This window comes from Enterobacter sp. SM3, assembly GCF_009811935.2.
Taxonomy (GTDB): domain Bacteria; phylum Pseudomonadota; class Gammaproteobacteria; order Enterobacterales; family Enterobacteriaceae; genus Enterobacter; species Enterobacter asburiae_D.
The window spans coordinates 3663749-3680514 of sequence record NZ_CP099971.1 but is presented as its reverse complement, the minus strand read 5'-3'; the positions used below and the strand labels follow the sequence as shown (position 1 = coordinate 3680514).

Annotated in this window: 23 protein-coding genes and 1 pseudogene; 11 read left to right on the top strand and 13 right to left on the bottom strand. The window is 41.6% G+C overall.

Annotated features, from left to right (window positions below; all coding sequences use genetic code 11):
* Window positions 1-185 precede the first annotated feature (185 nt).
* The 3 genes from GVO84_RS17205 to GVO84_RS17195 all read left to right on the top strand — a co-directional run bounded on the left by GVO84_RS17205 (window position 186) and on the right by GVO84_RS17195 (window position 1847).
* On the top strand, window positions 186-1040 hold the full coding sequence (locus GVO84_RS17205) for a DUF6387 family protein (RefSeq protein ID WP_159514738.1): 855 nt from the start codon (window positions 186-188) through the stop codon (window positions 1038-1040).
* A gap of 122 nt (window positions 1041-1162) precedes the next feature.
* A complete protein-coding gene (locus GVO84_RS17200) occupies window positions 1163-1369 on the top strand; it encodes a helix-turn-helix transcriptional regulator (RefSeq protein WP_159514737.1) in 207 nt (68 codons plus the stop codon).
* A gap of 202 nt (window positions 1370-1571) precedes the next feature.
* Complete coding sequence (locus GVO84_RS17195) at window positions 1572-1847, top strand: hypothetical protein (RefSeq protein WP_159514736.1); 276 nt, start codon at window positions 1572-1574, stop codon at window positions 1845-1847.
* Between the two features lie 173 nt (window positions 1848-2020).
* On the opposite strand, the gene GVO84_RS17190 is transcribed toward GVO84_RS17195, so the two are convergent.
* Together GVO84_RS17190 and GVO84_RS17185 are read right to left on the bottom strand one after the other, a co-directional pair.
* A complete protein-coding gene (locus GVO84_RS17190) occupies window positions 2021-2326 on the bottom strand; it encodes a hypothetical protein (RefSeq protein WP_159514735.1) in 306 nt (101 codons plus the stop codon).
* 68 nt (window positions 2327-2394) lie between these two features.
* Window positions 2395-2958: a helix-turn-helix domain-containing protein gene (locus GVO84_RS17185; RefSeq protein ID WP_159514734.1), complete on the bottom strand. Its 564-nt coding sequence runs from the start codon at window positions 2956-2958 to the stop codon at window positions 2395-2397.
* 1037 nt (window positions 2959-3995) lie between these two features.
* Between GVO84_RS17185 and GVO84_RS17180 the strand changes: the two genes are divergently transcribed.
* Window positions 3996-4421, top strand: a complete 426-nt coding sequence (locus GVO84_RS17180; protein ID WP_159514733.1) for a hypothetical protein — start codon at window positions 3996-3998, stop codon at window positions 4419-4421.
* 136 nt (window positions 4422-4557) lie between these two features.
* On the opposite strand, the gene GVO84_RS17175 is transcribed toward GVO84_RS17180, so the two are convergent.
* From GVO84_RS17175 to arsH, 8 genes are all read right to left on the bottom strand, one after another.
* Window positions 4558-4878 (bottom strand): cell wall-binding protein, encoded by a 321-nt coding sequence (locus GVO84_RS17175; RefSeq protein ID WP_159514732.1) that lies wholly within the window; start codon window positions 4876-4878, stop codon window positions 4558-4560.
* 26 nt (window positions 4879-4904) lie between these two features.
* Window positions 4905-5291: a hypothetical protein gene (locus GVO84_RS17170; protein WP_159514731.1), complete on the bottom strand. Its 387-nt coding sequence runs from the start codon at window positions 5289-5291 to the stop codon at window positions 4905-4907.
* A gap of 36 nt (window positions 5292-5327) precedes the next feature.
* On the bottom strand, window positions 5328-5606 hold the full coding sequence (locus GVO84_RS17165) for a hypothetical protein (protein WP_159514730.1): 279 nt from the start codon (window positions 5604-5606) through the stop codon (window positions 5328-5330).
* A gap of 189 nt (window positions 5607-5795) precedes the next feature.
* A complete protein-coding gene (locus tag GVO84_RS17160; protein ID WP_423297023.1) occupies window positions 5796-7073 on the bottom strand; it encodes a relaxase/mobilization nuclease domain-containing protein in 1278 nt (425 codons plus the stop codon).
* Window positions 7070-7477 (bottom strand): ATP-binding protein, encoded by a 408-nt coding sequence (locus GVO84_RS17155; RefSeq protein ID WP_159514728.1) that lies wholly within the window; start codon window positions 7475-7477, stop codon window positions 7070-7072. The genes GVO84_RS17160 and GVO84_RS17155 overlap by 4 nt, the downstream gene beginning before the upstream one ends.
* A 201-nt stretch (window positions 7478-7678) precedes the next feature.
* Window positions 7679-8629 (bottom strand): ankyrin repeat domain-containing protein, encoded by a 951-nt coding sequence (locus GVO84_RS17150; RefSeq protein WP_159514727.1) that lies wholly within the window; start codon window positions 8627-8629, stop codon window positions 7679-7681.
* A gap of 13 nt (window positions 8630-8642) precedes the next feature.
* Window positions 8643-9083 (bottom strand): hypothetical protein, encoded by a 441-nt coding sequence (locus GVO84_RS17145; RefSeq protein ID WP_159514726.1) that lies wholly within the window; start codon window positions 9081-9083, stop codon window positions 8643-8645.
* Window positions 9084-10032: 949 nt separating this feature from the next.
* The gene (arsH, locus tag GVO84_RS17140) at window positions 10033-10731 is read right to left on the bottom strand and encodes an arsenical resistance protein ArsH (protein WP_023479795.1); all 699 of its coding nucleotides are present in this window, start codon (window positions 10729-10731) and stop codon (window positions 10033-10035) included.
* 85 nt (window positions 10732-10816) lie between these two features.
* On the opposite strand from arsH, the gene GVO84_RS17135 reads away from it, so the two are divergent.
* The 4 genes from GVO84_RS17135 (at window position 10817) to GVO84_RS17120 (ending at window position 13617) form a co-directional block, all read left to right on the top strand.
* On the top strand, window positions 10817-11137 hold the full coding sequence (locus GVO84_RS17135; protein WP_023479906.1) for a transcriptional regulator: 321 nt from the start codon (window positions 10817-10819) through the stop codon (window positions 11135-11137).
* Window positions 11138-11179: 42 nt separating this feature from the next.
* Window positions 11180-12469 (top strand): arsenic transporter, encoded by a 1290-nt coding sequence (locus GVO84_RS17130; RefSeq protein WP_159514725.1) that lies wholly within the window; start codon window positions 11180-11182, stop codon window positions 12467-12469.
* Between the two features lie 12 nt (window positions 12470-12481).
* Window positions 12482-12907, top strand: coding sequence for a glutaredoxin-dependent arsenate reductase (arsC, locus tag GVO84_RS17125; RefSeq protein WP_023479704.1), 426 nt, complete (start codon window positions 12482-12484; stop codon window positions 12905-12907).
* Between the two features lie 107 nt (window positions 12908-13014).
* Window positions 13015-13617 carry a site-specific integrase gene (locus GVO84_RS17120; RefSeq protein ID WP_159514724.1) on the top strand — a complete coding sequence of 201 codons (603 nt, stop codon included), beginning with the start codon at window positions 13015-13017 and terminating at the stop codon, window positions 13615-13617.
* A gap of 326 nt (window positions 13618-13943) precedes the next feature.
* On the opposite strand, the gene GVO84_RS17115 is transcribed toward GVO84_RS17120, so the two are convergent.
* Entirely contained in the window at window positions 13944-14132 is a 189-nt protein-coding gene (locus GVO84_RS17115) for a hypothetical protein (RefSeq protein ID WP_159514723.1), read from the bottom strand.
* Window positions 14133-14341: 209 nt separating this feature from the next.
* On the opposite strand from GVO84_RS17115, the gene GVO84_RS17110 reads away from it, so the two are divergent.
* On the top strand, window positions 14342-14536 hold the full coding sequence (locus GVO84_RS17110; protein ID WP_023479757.1) for a hypothetical protein: 195 nt from the start codon (window positions 14342-14344) through the stop codon (window positions 14534-14536).
* 638 nt (window positions 14537-15174) lie between these two features.
* Here the strand turns inward: GVO84_RS17110 and GVO84_RS17105 are convergent.
* Both GVO84_RS17105 and GVO84_RS17100 read right to left on the bottom strand, forming a co-directional pair.
* Window positions 15175-15402, bottom strand: a pseudogene (locus tag GVO84_RS17105) (hypothetical protein).
* Window positions 15403-15702: 300 nt separating this feature from the next.
* Window positions 15703-15921, bottom strand: coding sequence for a cold shock domain-containing protein (locus GVO84_RS17100; RefSeq protein ID WP_016239707.1), 219 nt, complete (start codon window positions 15919-15921; stop codon window positions 15703-15705).
* 266 nt (window positions 15922-16187) lie between these two features.
* Between GVO84_RS17100 and cspF the strand changes: the two genes are divergently transcribed.
* The gene (gene cspF, locus GVO84_RS17095) at window positions 16188-16400 is read left to right on the top strand and encodes a cold shock-like protein CspF (protein WP_001446195.1); all 213 of its coding nucleotides are present in this window, start codon (window positions 16188-16190) and stop codon (window positions 16398-16400) included.
* 75 nt (window positions 16401-16475) lie between these two features.
* Complete coding sequence (locus GVO84_RS17090) at window positions 16476-16646, top strand: YnfU family zinc-binding protein (protein ID WP_305955329.1); 171 nt, start codon at window positions 16476-16478, stop codon at window positions 16644-16646.
* The last annotated feature ends 120 nt before the right edge of the window (window positions 16647-16766 follow it).

Genomic DNA, 16766 nt, shown 5'->3' with positions numbered 1-16766 from the left:
CTAGGACGTAGAACTTGGCAAGATGCATCAAAAGATAACAAATTTCTCAGTTCAACTTCCTTCTGTCTAGGTTAACTCGCAAGCAGGAACTGCTTTTCATCGATAAGTGAATACGGTAGTTTTTTCAAACTAACTGAACTCTATTCGCATGACTTAAATCTTTAAGAAGGCAGGAGATTTGAATTTTGAAAAACTGGTCACCAGAGCATACTAAAGAAATCAAAGCTTGGCTTGACATAGATAACTATCGCAAGCTCGAAGACATCAGTTTAAATGCCTTGTATCACGAACTTTGGGCAAGAGCACTTCTGTACAAGCCATGGCCTACTGAAGAAGAAAAGAAAGGGCTGTGGGTGTACATGACTGAAATTTTCAGTGGTAACCCCCATCTATTCAAAGGGAAGCAACTCGATTATCCAACCGTTAACGATACCCTCTACAGTCCTCCACACATTTTTATCACCGATATCACCAGACTTGCTGAACTTAGTGTAATGGCCCTTAGTGTCAATCTTTTCACCTGGGAGGAAGGAAACGATGAATATTGTGTTAATGCGCCTCATCACGAAGCTTATGTGTCACAACTCTTGTCCCCCTTATGCGAGAAAACGGTGTTGCTTGAAATCGATCTTGGTAGTGGTACTGACGATGAAATAGCCGAATCGATAAAAGCGGCTCTGCCACAATGGAGAACGGTAAAAGAAGTGGAAGTTAATGAAACTGGTATCGTTCGTTTCGGCTATGGAACCATTAAAAAAATCATAAATTACAGGTTGGTTGCGATGCTGGACATCTTACTTTGGGCAAAAAGGAAAGGACTAAGAATCTCAGATGATCGCCTCTCCCGGCTTCTTTATACTGATGAAGATGAAGAAACAACCATCCGTTTAGGGTATCACATTAAAGACTCAGATCGTCCACTTGCGATGAAAGCTGCAACGATAGACTTCATTAGGCAGTTCAATTTTTTCATGAACCGAAATCCCCACCTGAAAAACATGAGAGTTTCAGATGTGATGAAACTCTCTGATTCTAACTGATCCCAAATTCCCGAAGTCTACTACTGCAGGGCAGACCATGACCCTGCAGTTAGGAAGCTCGCTCCTTTCTTTTCCCAACTGTTCGTATAGTGACCCCATTACAACGACAAAGGGAAAACAAAATGAACAATAAAAATATACGCCTGCTCAGACTTCCTGAAGTTATGAATAAAACCGGTTATGGTAAAGCCTGGATTTATCGTCTAATCAACGAAGGTTTATTTCCACAACCAATAAAAATTGGTTCGCGTGCAATTGCATTTGTTGAAAGTGAAGTTGATGAATGGATCGCATCTGCAATTGAGCGCTCACGTAATAATGCAGCCTGATTACGGGGTTAATGATGAATATATTAATTCCAGCATGTGAAAACAAATGGCGCTATTCAGCAATGAGCAGAGGGCCGCCTGATACATCATAAGTAGTATTAGGTCAGACTTGAGTGTTAAGAAGTAATAAAAAAGTCATTGGTGAATGTTATTATGACAGTTTACCGTGGCACTATATATTAATAAGTACAGGAGGTTTAAAATGAATAATTCAATCAGAGTGCCAGAAGATAAAGATTTTGTATGTGCATTTGTAACTTCACCGAATAGCTTATATGAGGCTATTGAGGCCTATTGTGATTATGTAGATCCGGTCGAAGAGATAGCTTTTGAGCACGTCCTTCTTTATGTGTTGTGTTCTATACTGGTCGAGGGTGGGACAGATGTTACCATTAATGATGAGTTACGAAAGTGTATTGAGCACATTGTCAATGAAAAAAATAGTGTCAGAAATAGTAACGCAGATAAAAAGATGTAAGGTCTGTAGTAAAATATCATGGGTACAGACAGCGCATGTCTGTGCCCTCTATTTTAATTCAACTGGTAATAATATATAAAAATAATGTTCTTTTGGTAGTGGTCATCAGGTTTTGCTATAAAAAACATTACAGGGATAATAATGTTCTGGACTGTTATCTCCTGCTCTTTGTTTTATTTTGGAAAACTGAAAAATATAGGGTTTAAACGGTGATGATATTTAAATTTAGTAGGTTTAATAATATTCATATCAATCAGTTCATCGATGGTCTGATAAAAGCAGCCGGGTGTGATATGTATCCATTCTTGCTGTGCAATATACGTAATACGATAAAAAATAGGGAAAAAAAATGCTCTGTCTGGCGTATGCGAAGCGGTTAATGTAAGCAACCAGAATACATTGTAAATAGTATTATTCATATTCAGTCTTTCAACAGAAGATTTATTCTTTTGAAGAAAAGTGGAGCGTTTTTGTTTCATAAAGATATCCTTTTTTTGGTTAAATTTATTACTCGTGTGGAGAAAAAAGTTACCATGCTGTAATGTTTTTAAAATGGAATTCCGTCTGCAGGATATTTTCTTCTGGAGTTTTTAACCGGCTTTGTTTTACTTTCTGCACGATAAAAGTTAAACGAATTGGAAAAGTCTTCTGTCTCCAGTCTGGACTTCCTGAATTTATCCATCAGATCTTCATTGAAACGACGAGGGATTCCCTTAACGCATAAATTTGAATTCAGGTATACCTCATTATCTATGGTGTCACGAATAAGTATTTTCCTCCCAAATAATTCTTTAAATGCACGTGAAACATTAGATTTATTAAGTCCAAGCTCTCTGGCTGTACGAGACTGTGAAAAATCAGGAATAATATTGCCATAATCAATGGCTGAGAAGAGATAAAGAACAATTCTAAATGCTGTGGGCGTCAAATCCATTCTGGCGAGTGTCGCCATATTACCTTTAAAGATCATTGAGAAATCGTCCCTGAAGGACGTCTTTTTATAGCTGGTTGCTTTAATTTTTATTTCTTCCAGATCTTCGGGCATAACCTCTAATGCTTCTGCAATAATGGATTTTTGTTCTTTAGTTAATACAACACTTGTGATTGACATAATGGCTCCTTTTTTATTGTTATGATTACAGATATGGCATATTTAATTTATTTGTCAACGGCTTTGGTAGTATTATTTTAATTATATTTTATTTGAATTTTTTATCCGTTATTTGGTGGTGGTAATAGGTTGTAAAATTTAAAAAAAGGGGTGCTAAATTTAACCATCACCTGTTATGTGATTGATAATTTTTGGTGCTGAAATTAATAACGGCAGATTTTGTGTAATTATATGATTTTATTTGGTAATTTTCGATTTTGATCTGCAAGATAAAAGAGTGATAAAGAAATAAGAAACCACAGTTTTGCAATAGATCGATACTCAAGGCCTTGGTGTACCTGATGAAAACACTTTTATTATTGCTTTTCTTAAATAATATCATTTCTTAAGTGAAGCCTGCGCAACTGTGTGTTGTGCCATTGGGCTTCAGAACATTGCTATAGTGTTTTCTGTTAGTATAAATACGCTTCGCGCACGAGTTCACAGTACTGAGGTTAACTGTCATTACAAATACGCTTCGCGCAGAAGTTCAGACGAATGGGGTTAGCTGTCAGCACAAATACGCTTCGCGCAAAAAAATCAGGAGGCTGAGTTGATCGGGAAAGCGAACACAGATACATGATTTGCCCGTTTGCTGACTACGGCTCACGCCGGGACCCTTCGGAAAAACCCTTTCTGCTTCAGCGAGTGAGTGCTGCGTGCACTCAGCGGCGCTGCCAGGGAGATAAAATTACGGTTTTTCAACTGTTTGGTAAAAATAATTAAGATTTATCGGTAGTCGGGGCGTAAGCCAGTGCGTAGCAAGCTCTCAAAAAATATTCCTGTGGGTTTCTTATCTGCAATAGGGAAATAACTCAGATAATTGAAATATGAAATAGTAATACAGTCGGGAAGACACAACATTAGCACAGTAAAAGCTATTTTTATTTATGGGAGAATAAAATATATATCAATAATAAAATATTTTCATTTTACTATTGATTTTAATTTTTAAGATGATATTACTTAATTATAAAAACAAAAGTATGGAGGGAATTATGAGTGCTATTAATGTTTTATCTCAGGAGGAAAAATTTATACATATTGTTGATAAGTTTATAACCCATAATCACAACAGCGTTAATAACAATGTCTTTTATAAAAAACTTTATGTTCTCTTCGCAGGGTATCATCTGAAGTATTTTTATTCACGGGCGCAGTACCGCAATTCATGTTATCACGTTGATAATATTATGCAGATGTTTACAGGAGTCGTTTCAACCCTGAACACAACTCTGCTCAGGAAGCTTGCAAATAGCGACACGTTGCTGCATTGCCTGAATTCACTCGTGAATTATATTTCAGGCAATCTGGATGAAGCAGAGCATATTTATGCTGATTTGCTGGCACAGTATGAAAAGAAACGCATTACAGGCTCTCTGGCTTATACTCCTCCTGGCTCAGTGATCAGGAAAAGACTTTGACAGCGACAGCGGCGTGGATAGACATGGGATACTGGAGATAAATGGAGCAGGCGTATCCGGCAGGACACCAGATGCAATAAAAAAGGCAGGGCCATCCATTCGGTGTCCCGCCTGTCGTGATGGTTTTACGGTGGGTTTACTTATCAACGATCTGCCAGCCATCATCCGTTTTGACAAGGGTTACAGCAGCAGTACGCTTTTCGTTATCGACAATAGCTGTCACATTGCATTTATAGCTTTTATCAGATACTTCTACGCAGTCATGCTTTTTGACTGATTTTAATTCGCGCAGTGCGTCTTTTGGGACATCTTTGCCTGCTATAGATTTCACGAAAGCATTCGTCTGTTCCACGACCTTATTCATGGCCGTGTAAATATCCTGTTCGGAGGGTTCGCTGTTACAGCCACTCAGCAACAATGCAGCGGCAACAAGTGTGATAACGGCATAGATTTTCATAAATAGATCCCTGGCTGTAAGGTGAGTTATTGAATCAGACCCGTATTCATTCTGCTTTTATTTTCAGAGAACGACCACTTGCTGACCGTTTCTCCTTTAAATTCTATTTCCAGCGTTTTGGCTTGCGTCTGTGAGCCTCCTGTCAACAGCCCGACAACGGGAATGAATGTGGTGGCATCAAACTGATTGTTATCCATTGAATAAGTCCATTCTTCATTACCACTGTCCAGGGTAGTTCGGGTGTTCGGTTCACCTAAGCGGGCAGTAATTTCAGATTTCGTCGTTTTGTTTTTAATGATTTTTGATTGCAGACTTTGTGATGTTTCATTTTTAAGAATCTGGTTTCCTGAGTTAGAACAACCAGAAATAAAGAAAGCAGAAATAAAAAATGCTGTAGCAATGAATCTGTGCATAAACTCCCTCATTTTATTGTTTTATAAAGCGTTAAATCAATCTCGTTGAATAAACAGAATTCTGTCTGCATAAACTTTTTTAAGCTGGTACTTAAGAATAAATATACTGCCAAAAAAAACGATGACAGAGACGATAAAATTTTCAGTCCATGAGCCTGCGAAGTAAGCCAGGAGCATCACAGCGATCCCGAACAGAATGGCTACAGTGACAGGGCATTCACCGTAAACCACTTTTGCATGGCACACGGTGCAAATTTTTACACCGTGAGGACTTTCTTTAAAACAAAAGGGGCACTGCACGGTATGGTTACTCATTGCGACTCCCGGAGTTGATTTAAGCTGATGTCTTTTTGAGCATTTTCGATGAAAGAATCGCTTTAGTAAAATTGCTTGTACCGATCGATGATTGTTGTGTGATAGGTGGTAGCTATCATATGCAAATTATCGATCTATAAAAACGATCAATAATTTATTGACTATCATTGGGTTATGGACTAGCAAACTTTATGGTGTGAGAAGCTGGTTATTGCTAACTGATTGTTCTTGAGGAGAATGAGATGCTGTCACAGGAACAGGTGTCAACAGTTGCAAATGAAGAATCCTGCGAAAAGGATGGGCAGTGGCATGCAGCAGTGACATTCCTCTGCGTCTGAGAAGCACAACAAGATGGCCGAGCAATATAAGCCACGAATACAGACGACGCTGGCGGGGTATCTTACGAGCTGTATTGTGCAGTTTGCTCCTGAGCTGGATGAGGCCCACTGTCTCCTGTTGTCTTTCCAGACTAATTTTTTCTTCAAGCTGATGGATTTTCTCCAGAATCGTTTCCCGGTTTGCAACCTGTTCTTCAGACTCGCATGATGGCACTGGCACTGGCACTGGCACTGGCACTGGCACTGGCACTGGCACTGGCACTGGCACTGGCACTGGCACTGGCACCGGCACCGACGCAGTTGTGGGTTCTGTTGGCTTCCGTGCTTCTTTCAGTAAAGTCAGATGTTCCGGCGTAAAATCAACCAGTGCTTGCAGGGAAGACCAGCCATATTTTTTACCCAATTGAGAGGCTTTAAAGGCGATGCCCTGGTACTGAAATGAAAATCCATTCATTTTACCCGTTGTGGCGATATTGGGTTTGCAGCTCACGCCTTCCTGTTCCAGTAAGCGGACAAATGTTAGTAAATCGGGGCGGTGGGTTAATGCATTGTCGATAAGGGCCTGCAACTGTGACTTAGGGCAGGGAGCCGCAGTTCGTTCAGCCATCATCAGTTCGTTGCGGGAGGGCTTCCTTTTATCCTGACGGCGACTACCGGTTACACCCGTAGTTTCGGTGAGACCGTGTACTCTCTCCAGCTCGCTGATAATCCGGGTACTGATGAGGTTTTCATTTTTACCAAGGTATAATTTCCCACCGACCATGTTAATTCTGTTAGCTATTATATGGATATGCTGCCCGTCAGAATCATCGTGCATGATATAGCAGCGAAGATGGGTTTCAGTGAATCCCATGCGGGTCATATAATCGTCAGCGAATGCCGCCCATTGTCTGACTGACAGTGTTTCTCCCTTTGGCAGACGAAGCGAATTATGCCAGACAGGTTTGGCGACATCGGGACGCAGCAGTCGGGTGCCTTCAAATTCACTGATAAGCTCAGCAGCAGTGCTGCCCGTCATATTGCCACCGATAACATAAGGCGTAATTTTGTGGTGAGAACCTGACTTCAGGCTATAGAGAACCACACCTGTGAATTGTTTACCCCTTTTTATTTTCTGCATGCCTTTCATCGGCCTGGCTCCAGAAATGTTGAAGGAATAAGGTGATCCCTGAGAGTTTTGATTTGTCTGCGCAGGGCGAAGAGTTCTGTACGGGTCAGCTCGCTGTCAGGGCTTTTGCTGTCGAGATGATTCAGCAGGTGGTTTAAATCCTGTGAAAGGCTGCCAAGTTTAATCCATGCTTCACGATTGATTTCTGGCAGAACCGGCGGGAGTTTATTCAGGGAAGCCATCCTGAGCCATTCTCCTTTTTTATACTGACCTCTTTTACTGTCGAGAATAATTAACTCTTCTTCATTTAATCTGACACTGATGCAGTGATGTCGTATTTCATTCTCAGGAAGGTTGTCAGTATGGAATTTTCCGCGTTTTGATACTCTGGTTATATCATCATCATTACTCATGTCACTGTTCATAGTTATCCTTTTATTTCATCTTTATTACTACAGATAACCGATGAAGTGAATAAGTCAAGATGTTACGGGGTAAATAATTTAATTATTTGGATTAAAAAAGGTATACCATTTGACAAATAGTATACCCACGAGGACATATCAGATTAGTGGTCATTAAATGAAACCTTTCAGACTAAGAAAAGGGTTGTTTACTCCAGATTTTTAGAGTCTTTTTCGCACAGGTGCACGGGGGATCTCAGGCTTCATTTCTTTTAACAGGTCTTTTTTCTCTCTTCCTGCGATATAAGAAAAAATCTTATCGGAGTCAGAACGCTGTCTGAGTATATCGTCGTCCATTCGGATTCCATTTCGAATAAACCATTTCACTCTCTCTATGCCGGTGTAGATACCAATATGCTCATTGCGACAATTATAAAACTGTGTGTGCTTGATTTCGATATGTTGTTTTATTTCGTTAAAGATTGATCTCATGTCTTTAACATATAATTCAACTGTACAATGCTCTGCAAGCATGAAATTAATACCATTTTGTTTGAGGAATTTAATAAGCTCTAAAGAGTCATAAGTGATATGTCTGATTAAAACAGGTGTGCTATCGATTTTTTCTATATGTCGGATAAGAGCACTGACGTTTGATTTGTAATGCCACTTTCCATTGTCCACAGACAAATCGAGTACTGATTTACCATTATGATCAGTGTGATTAATATTACAGCCTTTTTCTATCCAGTAGTCAAAAGCATCTATGGAATAGAGGTTGTAGAGTACAGTCTGGCCTTCAATATCAATACTGTTGATATCAGCACCTGCATTAATAAGAATTTCTGCACATTTTATATTATAGCGTTTCTGGTGAAGGCAGGATTGGCCTTGATTATTCTTGTGCTGAATATTAATGCCTGAATGGATTAACAATTTCAGAACGTTTGGATTAGTGTTACAAAACAGTGCATTATTACCATAACTGTCTATGTGGTTTAGTTCTATGCCTGCTTCAATCATTGCTTTGACAGCGTCTAATTGGTCGCAATAGAAAAGGGCATTTCTACCACAATAATCAACAGCATTAATATTTATTCCTGAATTTATGCAATTCATAACTTCCTCTCTCGTCTCACTTTGGATTAATATGTTTATCATTTGTTTAGTCATGTTTCTCTCCTTTTTAGGCTGCGAATTTGTTATAAATTTCATTGTTAGCACTATACTCTTTGATTTTTACGATATCGTCATAGATCCGTGAGAATGAAAACCATGAGATCTCTTTAACTTCTCTCTTCTTGTTTTGATAAATGATATTGCACCCGCGAAACTGAAATGCATTGTTGAAGGTGTCATTGTTTGCGTTTCTGAGAAAATGTACAAATGATTTAATTGTCTCTTTCTTGCTTACGTTGTAAGAGAGAAAGGTATGAATAGAAAAGAGGGTTAAGATATTTCTCTGAGTAATCATATGCCTGGAAAAGTAACAAAAGTAAAAATCCCGCTCTTCACTTACTGGTTTTCCGAATACAGAAAATTGTGGGTTATATAATCTATAGAGATCTGCATTCTTTTTGGTTTTGGCAAGGTAGTTTGTCAGTGTTGGGTAATTGTGTTTTTTCATTTTTATTCTCCTTTATTGTTTTGGTGAAATGAATATATATTATCAAATAAATATAAATCAAATTTATTTTTTAATGATGAAAAATACGCAAGCGTTTTCTTTTTATTTAATTAATTTAATTTGATGTTTTATATAAGGAATATAATATTTGTCAAAAAGTGCTGTTTTTATTTATCATTAATAAACTTATTTGTTTATGGGTGAAATTACATGATTGTCAGGAATAGAGGCTGAAAATATCAGGTGTTGATAGGAGTATAAATTGTGGTATATGCTCTTCAGAGAGCGGGGTAGTATTTTTTCGAGATTTTATATTGCAGGAATATTTTCAGTAACAGTGTTCCATCAATAAAAAATTGCTTCAACTCTATCCATATTATGATTGTTAGAGTGAGGAGGGAAACTGGCTCATATCATCTCAGTTATTCTGTGCTCAGGTATAACTTTTAATTCGAATAAAACTATTGTTCATAGGTGTACCAATAAAGCTAAGAAATTCATATCTGAGAAAACATTTACGGCCTGCTTTCTCCGCTGTTCTGATCGATAGTTGATTTTCAGGGACAATAGTTCCTATAAAAAAGGAGGTATTTTCGGCATGCTGGCAAAGAGTCTACTCCCTTACTCGCGTGTCCAATATTCGCAGGTAAGATCAGTCTCAGCCCGGAACAGTTTGAAAGTCAGAACCTCGCTTAGGGCCGCGTACACATTATGTGGATAGGATCAGAGCACCTACTGGCTCGAAAGAAAAGCGGCGATCATCACGTGATTCTCGCTCAATATTCGTAACCAGTAAGCGCATGCCCTGAATCACTTCAAAGTGTAATTCTCAGGGAGCGAATGACTATATCTCGCTTACATCAGATCTTCAGCTCACTAAGCTTGTCCGCTTAGTGCCAATAGCGGACGTTGTTAAGCTCATGCAGTATGGATTCACGAAGAACAGACGTTATATTTTGTCCTGATTGACACGGGATGAAAGCTCCTGATGGCTCTCTTTTCGCTCGCTGTAACGATCCGCAAGATAACCGGTTTGTCCCTTAAGCAGCAGTGTGATTTTAAACAGCTCCTCGGCTACATCGACGATGCGGTCATACCATGACGAAGGTTTCATTCGGCCGTTTTCGTCGAACTCTTGCCATGCCCTGGCTACGGAAGACTGGTTGGGTATCGTAAACATCCGCATCCAGCGGCCCAGAATACGCATCTGGTTCACTGCATTGAAGGACTGGGAACCACCGCAGACCTGCATTACCGCAAGTGTTTTGCCCTGCGAAGGACGAACCGCGCCTTCACTTAAGGGTATCCAGTCAATCTGCGCCTTCATAACTGCGCTCATAGCCCCGTGCCGTTCCGGAGAACTCCACACCATCCCGTCACACCATCTGACCAGACCGCGCAGCTCGGTGACTTTAGGGTGCATGTCCGGCGCATCATCCGGCAGGGGTAAACCGGAGGGGTTAAAGCGTTTTACCTCCGCGCCCATCGCCGTCAGCAGGCGACCAGCTTCTTCCGCGGCAAAACGGCTGTAGGAGCGCTCTCTTACTGAGCCATACAGAATCAGAATCCGTGGTGGCTCCTGCAGGTGCAGACGTTCAGCGATGTGTTGATCAAAGCATTCGGTGTTCAGGGCAGGAAATTGTTCCATTTTTCTCCTCCGGACAGACCAGATGATTTCAAAGTTAATACATATGATTTACCATATGTATATTCTAAAGGGAATGGAGTGACAAATGCTACAACCTGTTCAGCTTTTCAAAATCCTGTCGGATAAAACACGGCTCACCATCGTCATGCTTCTCCGGGAGTCCGGTGAACTGTGCGTCTGCGATATCTGCGCGGCCACCTCTGAATCACAGCCAAAAATCTCGCGACATATGGCTATCCTTCGTGAGGCCGGGCTGGTACTTGACCGTCGTGAAGGCAAATGGATCCACTATCGTCTGTCACCCCACATACCAGCGTGGGCAGCTGAGACAATCACAACGTCCTGGCAGTGTATGCGGGAGGATGTGCGTGAATGGCTGGATAAATCAGCCTGCACCTCCTGCTGAGGCAGGAAGATATTTACATAATCATATATGATGGAGTCTGAGATGCTTCTGGCAGGGAGTATATTTTTACTGACGCTGGTACTGGTGATCTGGCAACCCAGAGGCCTGAGTATTGGCTGGAGCGCGAGTATCGGGGCAGTGCTGGCGCTGGGAACCGGTGTCATCCATGTCGCTGATATTCCCGTTGTCTGGAATATCGTCTGGAACGCGACAGCGGCATTTATTGCGGTCATCATCATCAGCCTGCTGCTCGATGAGTCCGGCTTCTTTGAATGGGCCGCACTGCACGTCTCCCGCTGGGGTAACGGACGTGGCCGCCTGCTGTTCACCTGGATAGTCTTGCTCGGTGCCGCTGTTGCTGCGTTGTTTGCCAATGACGGCGCCGCGCTGATCCTGACGCCGATTGTGATTGCGATGCTGCTCGCACTGGGGTTCAGCCAGGGCACGACACTGGCCTTTGTCATGGCTGCAGGGTTTATTGCAGATACGGCCAGCCTGCCGCTCATTGTTTCTAACCTGGTTAATATCGTCTCGGCGGACTTCTTCGGTCTGGGCTTTACGCAGTATGCTTCCGTTATGATCCCCGTGGATGCGGCAGCGATTGCGGCCACGCTGACCATGCTGCATTTCTTCTTCCGCAGGGATATTCCGGCAACGTATGACGTTTCGCTGCTGAAGAAACCAGCCAGTGCGATCAAGGATCCGGCAACCTTCAGGGCGGGCTGGATTGTCCTGTTATTACTGCTTGTCGGTTTCTTTGTTCTGGAGCCGCTGGGGATCCCGGTCAGTGCGATAGCGGCGGCTGGCGCAGCAGTGCTGTTTGTGGTGGCGAAAAGAGGCCATGCCATCAACACCGGGAAAGTCCTGCGCGGTGCGCCATGGCAGATCGTTATTTTCTCGCTGGGCATGTACCTCGTGGTCTATGGCCTGCGCAATGCAGGGCTCACGGAGTACCTGTCTGGTGTGCTGAATCAGCTGGCAGACAAGGGGTTATGGGCAGCGACGTTCGGCACCGGCTTCCTGACGGCATTTCTCTCATCAGTGATGAACAATATGCCGACGGTGCTGATTGGTGCGCTGTCGATTGACGGGAGTGCGGCGACTGGCGTCGTCAAAGAGGCAATGATTTATGCCAATGTGATTGGCTGCGATTTAGGCCCGAAAATCACCCCGATAGGCAGTCTTGCAACCCTGCTGTGGCTGCATGTGCTTGCCCGGAAAAATATGACGATCACTTGGGGATATTACTTCCGGACCGGCATTGTCATGACTGTGCCGGTGCTGTTTGTCACTCTGGCCGCTCTGGCGTGGCGGCTCTCTGTCACTTTGTAATGAGATACTGATATGAGCAACATTACCATCTATCACAACCCGGCCTGTGGCACCTCACGCAACACGCTGGAGATGATCCGTAACAGCGGCAACGAACCGACGATAATTCATTATCTCGATACGCCACCCACCCGTGATGAGCTGATTAAACTTATTTCAGATATGGGAATTACGGTGCGTGCATTACTGCGTAAGAATGTTGAGCCTTATGAACACCTGGGTCTTGATGAAGAGAAATTTAGTGATGAGCAGTTGATTGATTTCATGCTTCAACATCCGATCCTGATTAATCGGCCGGTTGTCGTTACGCCGCTTGGCACTCGTCTTTGCCGCCCTTCAGAAATAGTGCTGGATATTCTACCGGAAGGCCAGAAAGGAGCGTTTACCAAAGAGGATGGCGAGAAGGTCATTGACGAAACGGGGAAGCGGATTAAGTAATCTGCCCACTTCAAAATATCGGACGCCTGTTTACGCTATGCGGGCATCCGATTTTCGCTCATATGGGACAACCATAATCACATCTCCTAACCCAAAGGAGAATGAGCATGACAACATCCCCCTGGAATAAAGGCCGTATTATTGGCCAGAAACGGCCTCTTCAGATCTCTCATATCTGGGGAATCCGTATCAGACTTGAGATGGAAGGAAAAGTACGCGATTTAGCTCTGTTTAACATGGCTCTGGACAGTAAACTTCGGGGCTGTGATCTGGTTAAGCTAAAAGTTTCTGATGTGGCCTATGGGCACTCTGTTTCGGGCAGAGCGACAGTGCTGCAGCAAAAAACGGGAAGCCCCGTTCAGTTTGAACTGACTAAGGGAACCAGAGAGGCTGTAGCAGCATGGATCAAAATGGCTCATCTACGTAGTAGCGACTATCTGTTCCAGTCCCGCGTCGGTTCTTCACGACATATCTCAACCAGGCAATATAACCGTATTTTTCATGGATGGATTGATAAGCTAGGTCTCGACGAGACTCTGTACAGTACGCATTCTATGCGAAGAACCAAGCCATATCTGATCTATAAAAAAACGAAGAATCTTCGAGTGATCCAGCTATTGTTAGGTCACAAAAAACTTGAAAGTACAGTCCTTTATCTCGGTATTGAAGTGGATGATACCCTGGAGATATCTGAGTCTATTGAAGTTTAATTTGTGAGGGCTGCAACAGCAGCCCTTTGCCAGAAGCGGAATTTTATTACATCTCTATTGAATTTGTTAATGCTGAGCAGGTCAATACATGCAGGAAGTTCCGGCTGTTTCTTTGAAGTTAACGAACCAAGTAGAGTAAGCGTCGACGCGGAAATCGTCTTTGGAAAAAGCTAAGGCATTGACCAGAATTTTTTGATCAATACATAAAGTTAGGGCGGTTTCGAATGTGTGGTTGTATTCTTTACGAATTGCTCCTGCGGCAAGGTTTCTGGGCGGCGATGAACCAAATACGAACATTAGAAAAGAAAAGACGATATTTACCGTTGCTATTTCCCTTCATTTTCAAAGCACAGTAAATCAAAAATTAATTCCATATTGTTACTTTTTAGAATGTCAACATCGTTATATATTTTTTCAGACGCCCCTCCTTCATCTTCCCATTCGTTAATGGAATACTGCCATTCTTCTTGCATCAACCTGACATCTGCAGTTGGGATCTCTAAATAAGTTAGCATAGTCTACTCCGGCATCCTATCTTTATGAGGTTTTAATAGTATAGGGTACCCTACACTGTAACGCCGATTAGGTTTGCATATACTCATTAAATATATAAAAAAGCACTGTAAGAAAATAATAATCTAAGTCGTGTTATTTAGCTGCAACTTTTTATTTTCCTAAGGGTGTTGACTATACTTAAATAAATAATTTCAAACCGGAGAGTGCCATGTTTAACCATTCACCTGAAAAGTCTGAAAATGAATTTAAGGAAACAGTAAAAGAATACGCTACTAAAACCGATGATGCGTTACGTAGTGGGGCTAACAGCATGAAGAATAAAGTTGAGTCATATCCTGCGACAAGTATTCTCATAGCAGTCGGTATAGGCTTCGCTTTAGGTTTTATCTCAGGAAGAAGATGATTATCTTCGAGATGAAATTTAACTGTATCTCCTTACTTCATGAGTGCATTATTTAACAAAAATAAGATAAGTATTGAAAATATTATAGTCATTAAAGAAATCACCAATTTGTAAAAAGTGAAATCCTCCTTAAAAGAAGCACCGAACTCGGAAAGGAAGTAACTAACCATTATAGTTGCCAGACATATTGCTGGACTAAATATATAACAATCTTTCAATAATTCTTACAAAACAAGAAGCATAAAACATCCAGAGAAAAATCCTCTGCTGCATCGCTTGATGCTTATGAATATGATGCCGATGCCTCCCGGTAAGCCTTTGGGTATCCCTATGACCCGCTGCTTCGTTCGTGCATGATGAACATTCCATTAGAAAATTCATCAGGTTAATTTGCCCTGCCGCTCAGAAGGATTCATCATAAAAGGCAAAATAGCATGAAGGGAGGTAGAGGGCCATCTGTATTTTGTCAATGCACATAGTGTGACTTCCTGATTTGACAGCGATTTTTAAAAGAATGTGTTGAAAAAAAAGCCTGCGGTTAGCAGGCTATAAAGTTTTTTTACTTATTTTTTTTGTTTGTATCTTATAAATAGGGTAGGTACGCAATTAAACATGAAGCAGAGAAGGTAATGAAACTGCTATAAATATTTCCTGGCCGCATCAAATATCTCCTGTGACGTTAACTCCCTGTCAGTAGCCACGTAAACAATGCCATGATCGCCAGTTAAGGAAGGAAAACCTGCAGACATAATCCGAAGATGTGTTTATTCACCGTTTGGATATTCCTGCCTGATAGAGGATATACCTTCCAGAACGGTCATGACTTTACAGGATTCAGCATTAAAGAAAACAAGGACTTTAATCATATTCTATTATCCTGTTCTCTCGTGGGTGTTAGCTGGCAGATGCCATTAAGGTCAAAGCCATTACGTGGTTCTTTCGGAGATAGCCTCGCTCATTACGCACTTCTTATTTAACAAGCAGTTAGTTTGTGCTTTTAAAATTTTTATGCAGTAGTCCTGCACTTCATTACATCGGTCAGCACACTCATAATTGTGAAGAATATGCTGATCAGATATTAAGAATAAACGATTTTTCACTGATTTAAGTTATGGGGCTGTCTACTCAGGGATAATCCTTCATCGTTATCGCAGACCCACATTGATTTATTTATCGCAAAGTATTACGTTTGCAGCAGCAGGACCTTTGTCTCCGATCTGAATGGCGAATTCAACTTTCTGTCCTTCAAATAAAGTTTTAAAGTTGTCGCCATTAAGCGCAGAAAAATGGACAACGATATCTTTGCTGCCATCAAGAGGAGAGATGAAGCCAAAACCTTTGTCTTCGTTAAACCATTTTACCAGGCCTGTAATTCTAGAGGTCATACTGACTCCTGTTATACATCATTGTATTGATAGTAAATGTATGGACTCAAAAAGAGGGGATATCAACGATAGCGCCTGGTAATGAGAACTGCCCGGAAAATTTCTAACTTTCATTAGTACATCGAACTGATGGGATTCATTAAGGCACAGGGAATCAATATAAGCAAATTATCTTTTAGCCGTCCAGAGGTCCTGTAGGGAAAATAAAAGTGGCTGAATGCCATTTTCAATGTATAGTCTTTACGTGTTTTCAATAAGGAATTGACTTGTCCCATAAAATGACAGGAATTGTCAAAAGCTTTGATATTCTTAGTGGTAAAGGCCTCATCATCCCATCTGATGGACGAAAAGACGTTCTGCTTCACATTTCAGCCGTTAACTCCCGCGAATCAGAATTACTCATCCCTGGAAGCCGCATAGAGTTTTGCCGGATAAACGGTCTCAGGGGGCCTGTGGCTGCGAACATTTATCTTTCCTGATTTTCAGTGTGTCAAAATAGATAGATTAAAACTTAACCACATATGGTACGGTGAAGCTCATTCATTGAAAGGTTAATGGTTATGTCTGTTATCAATTACGCAATGAAATTCTTCAGCAGTGCGTCTACTGCCACAGCTGCCTGTCCTGTTTGTGGCTTAAAATCAGTACAACCGTTGTCAAAAATCCGGCTCAACCAGACCATGCTTTGCCCCGGATGTAAGGCTCTGTTTATCTCCCGACGCTAGCTCGACCAAAACCGCAGAACAGAGCTCATGTCCTATACTTATGTTAGATTCCGGCAGCTGTTAAATCCCTGATGCCTGACGCCCATCCTGAGAGAACGTTTCTGAACTGATTTCGCAACT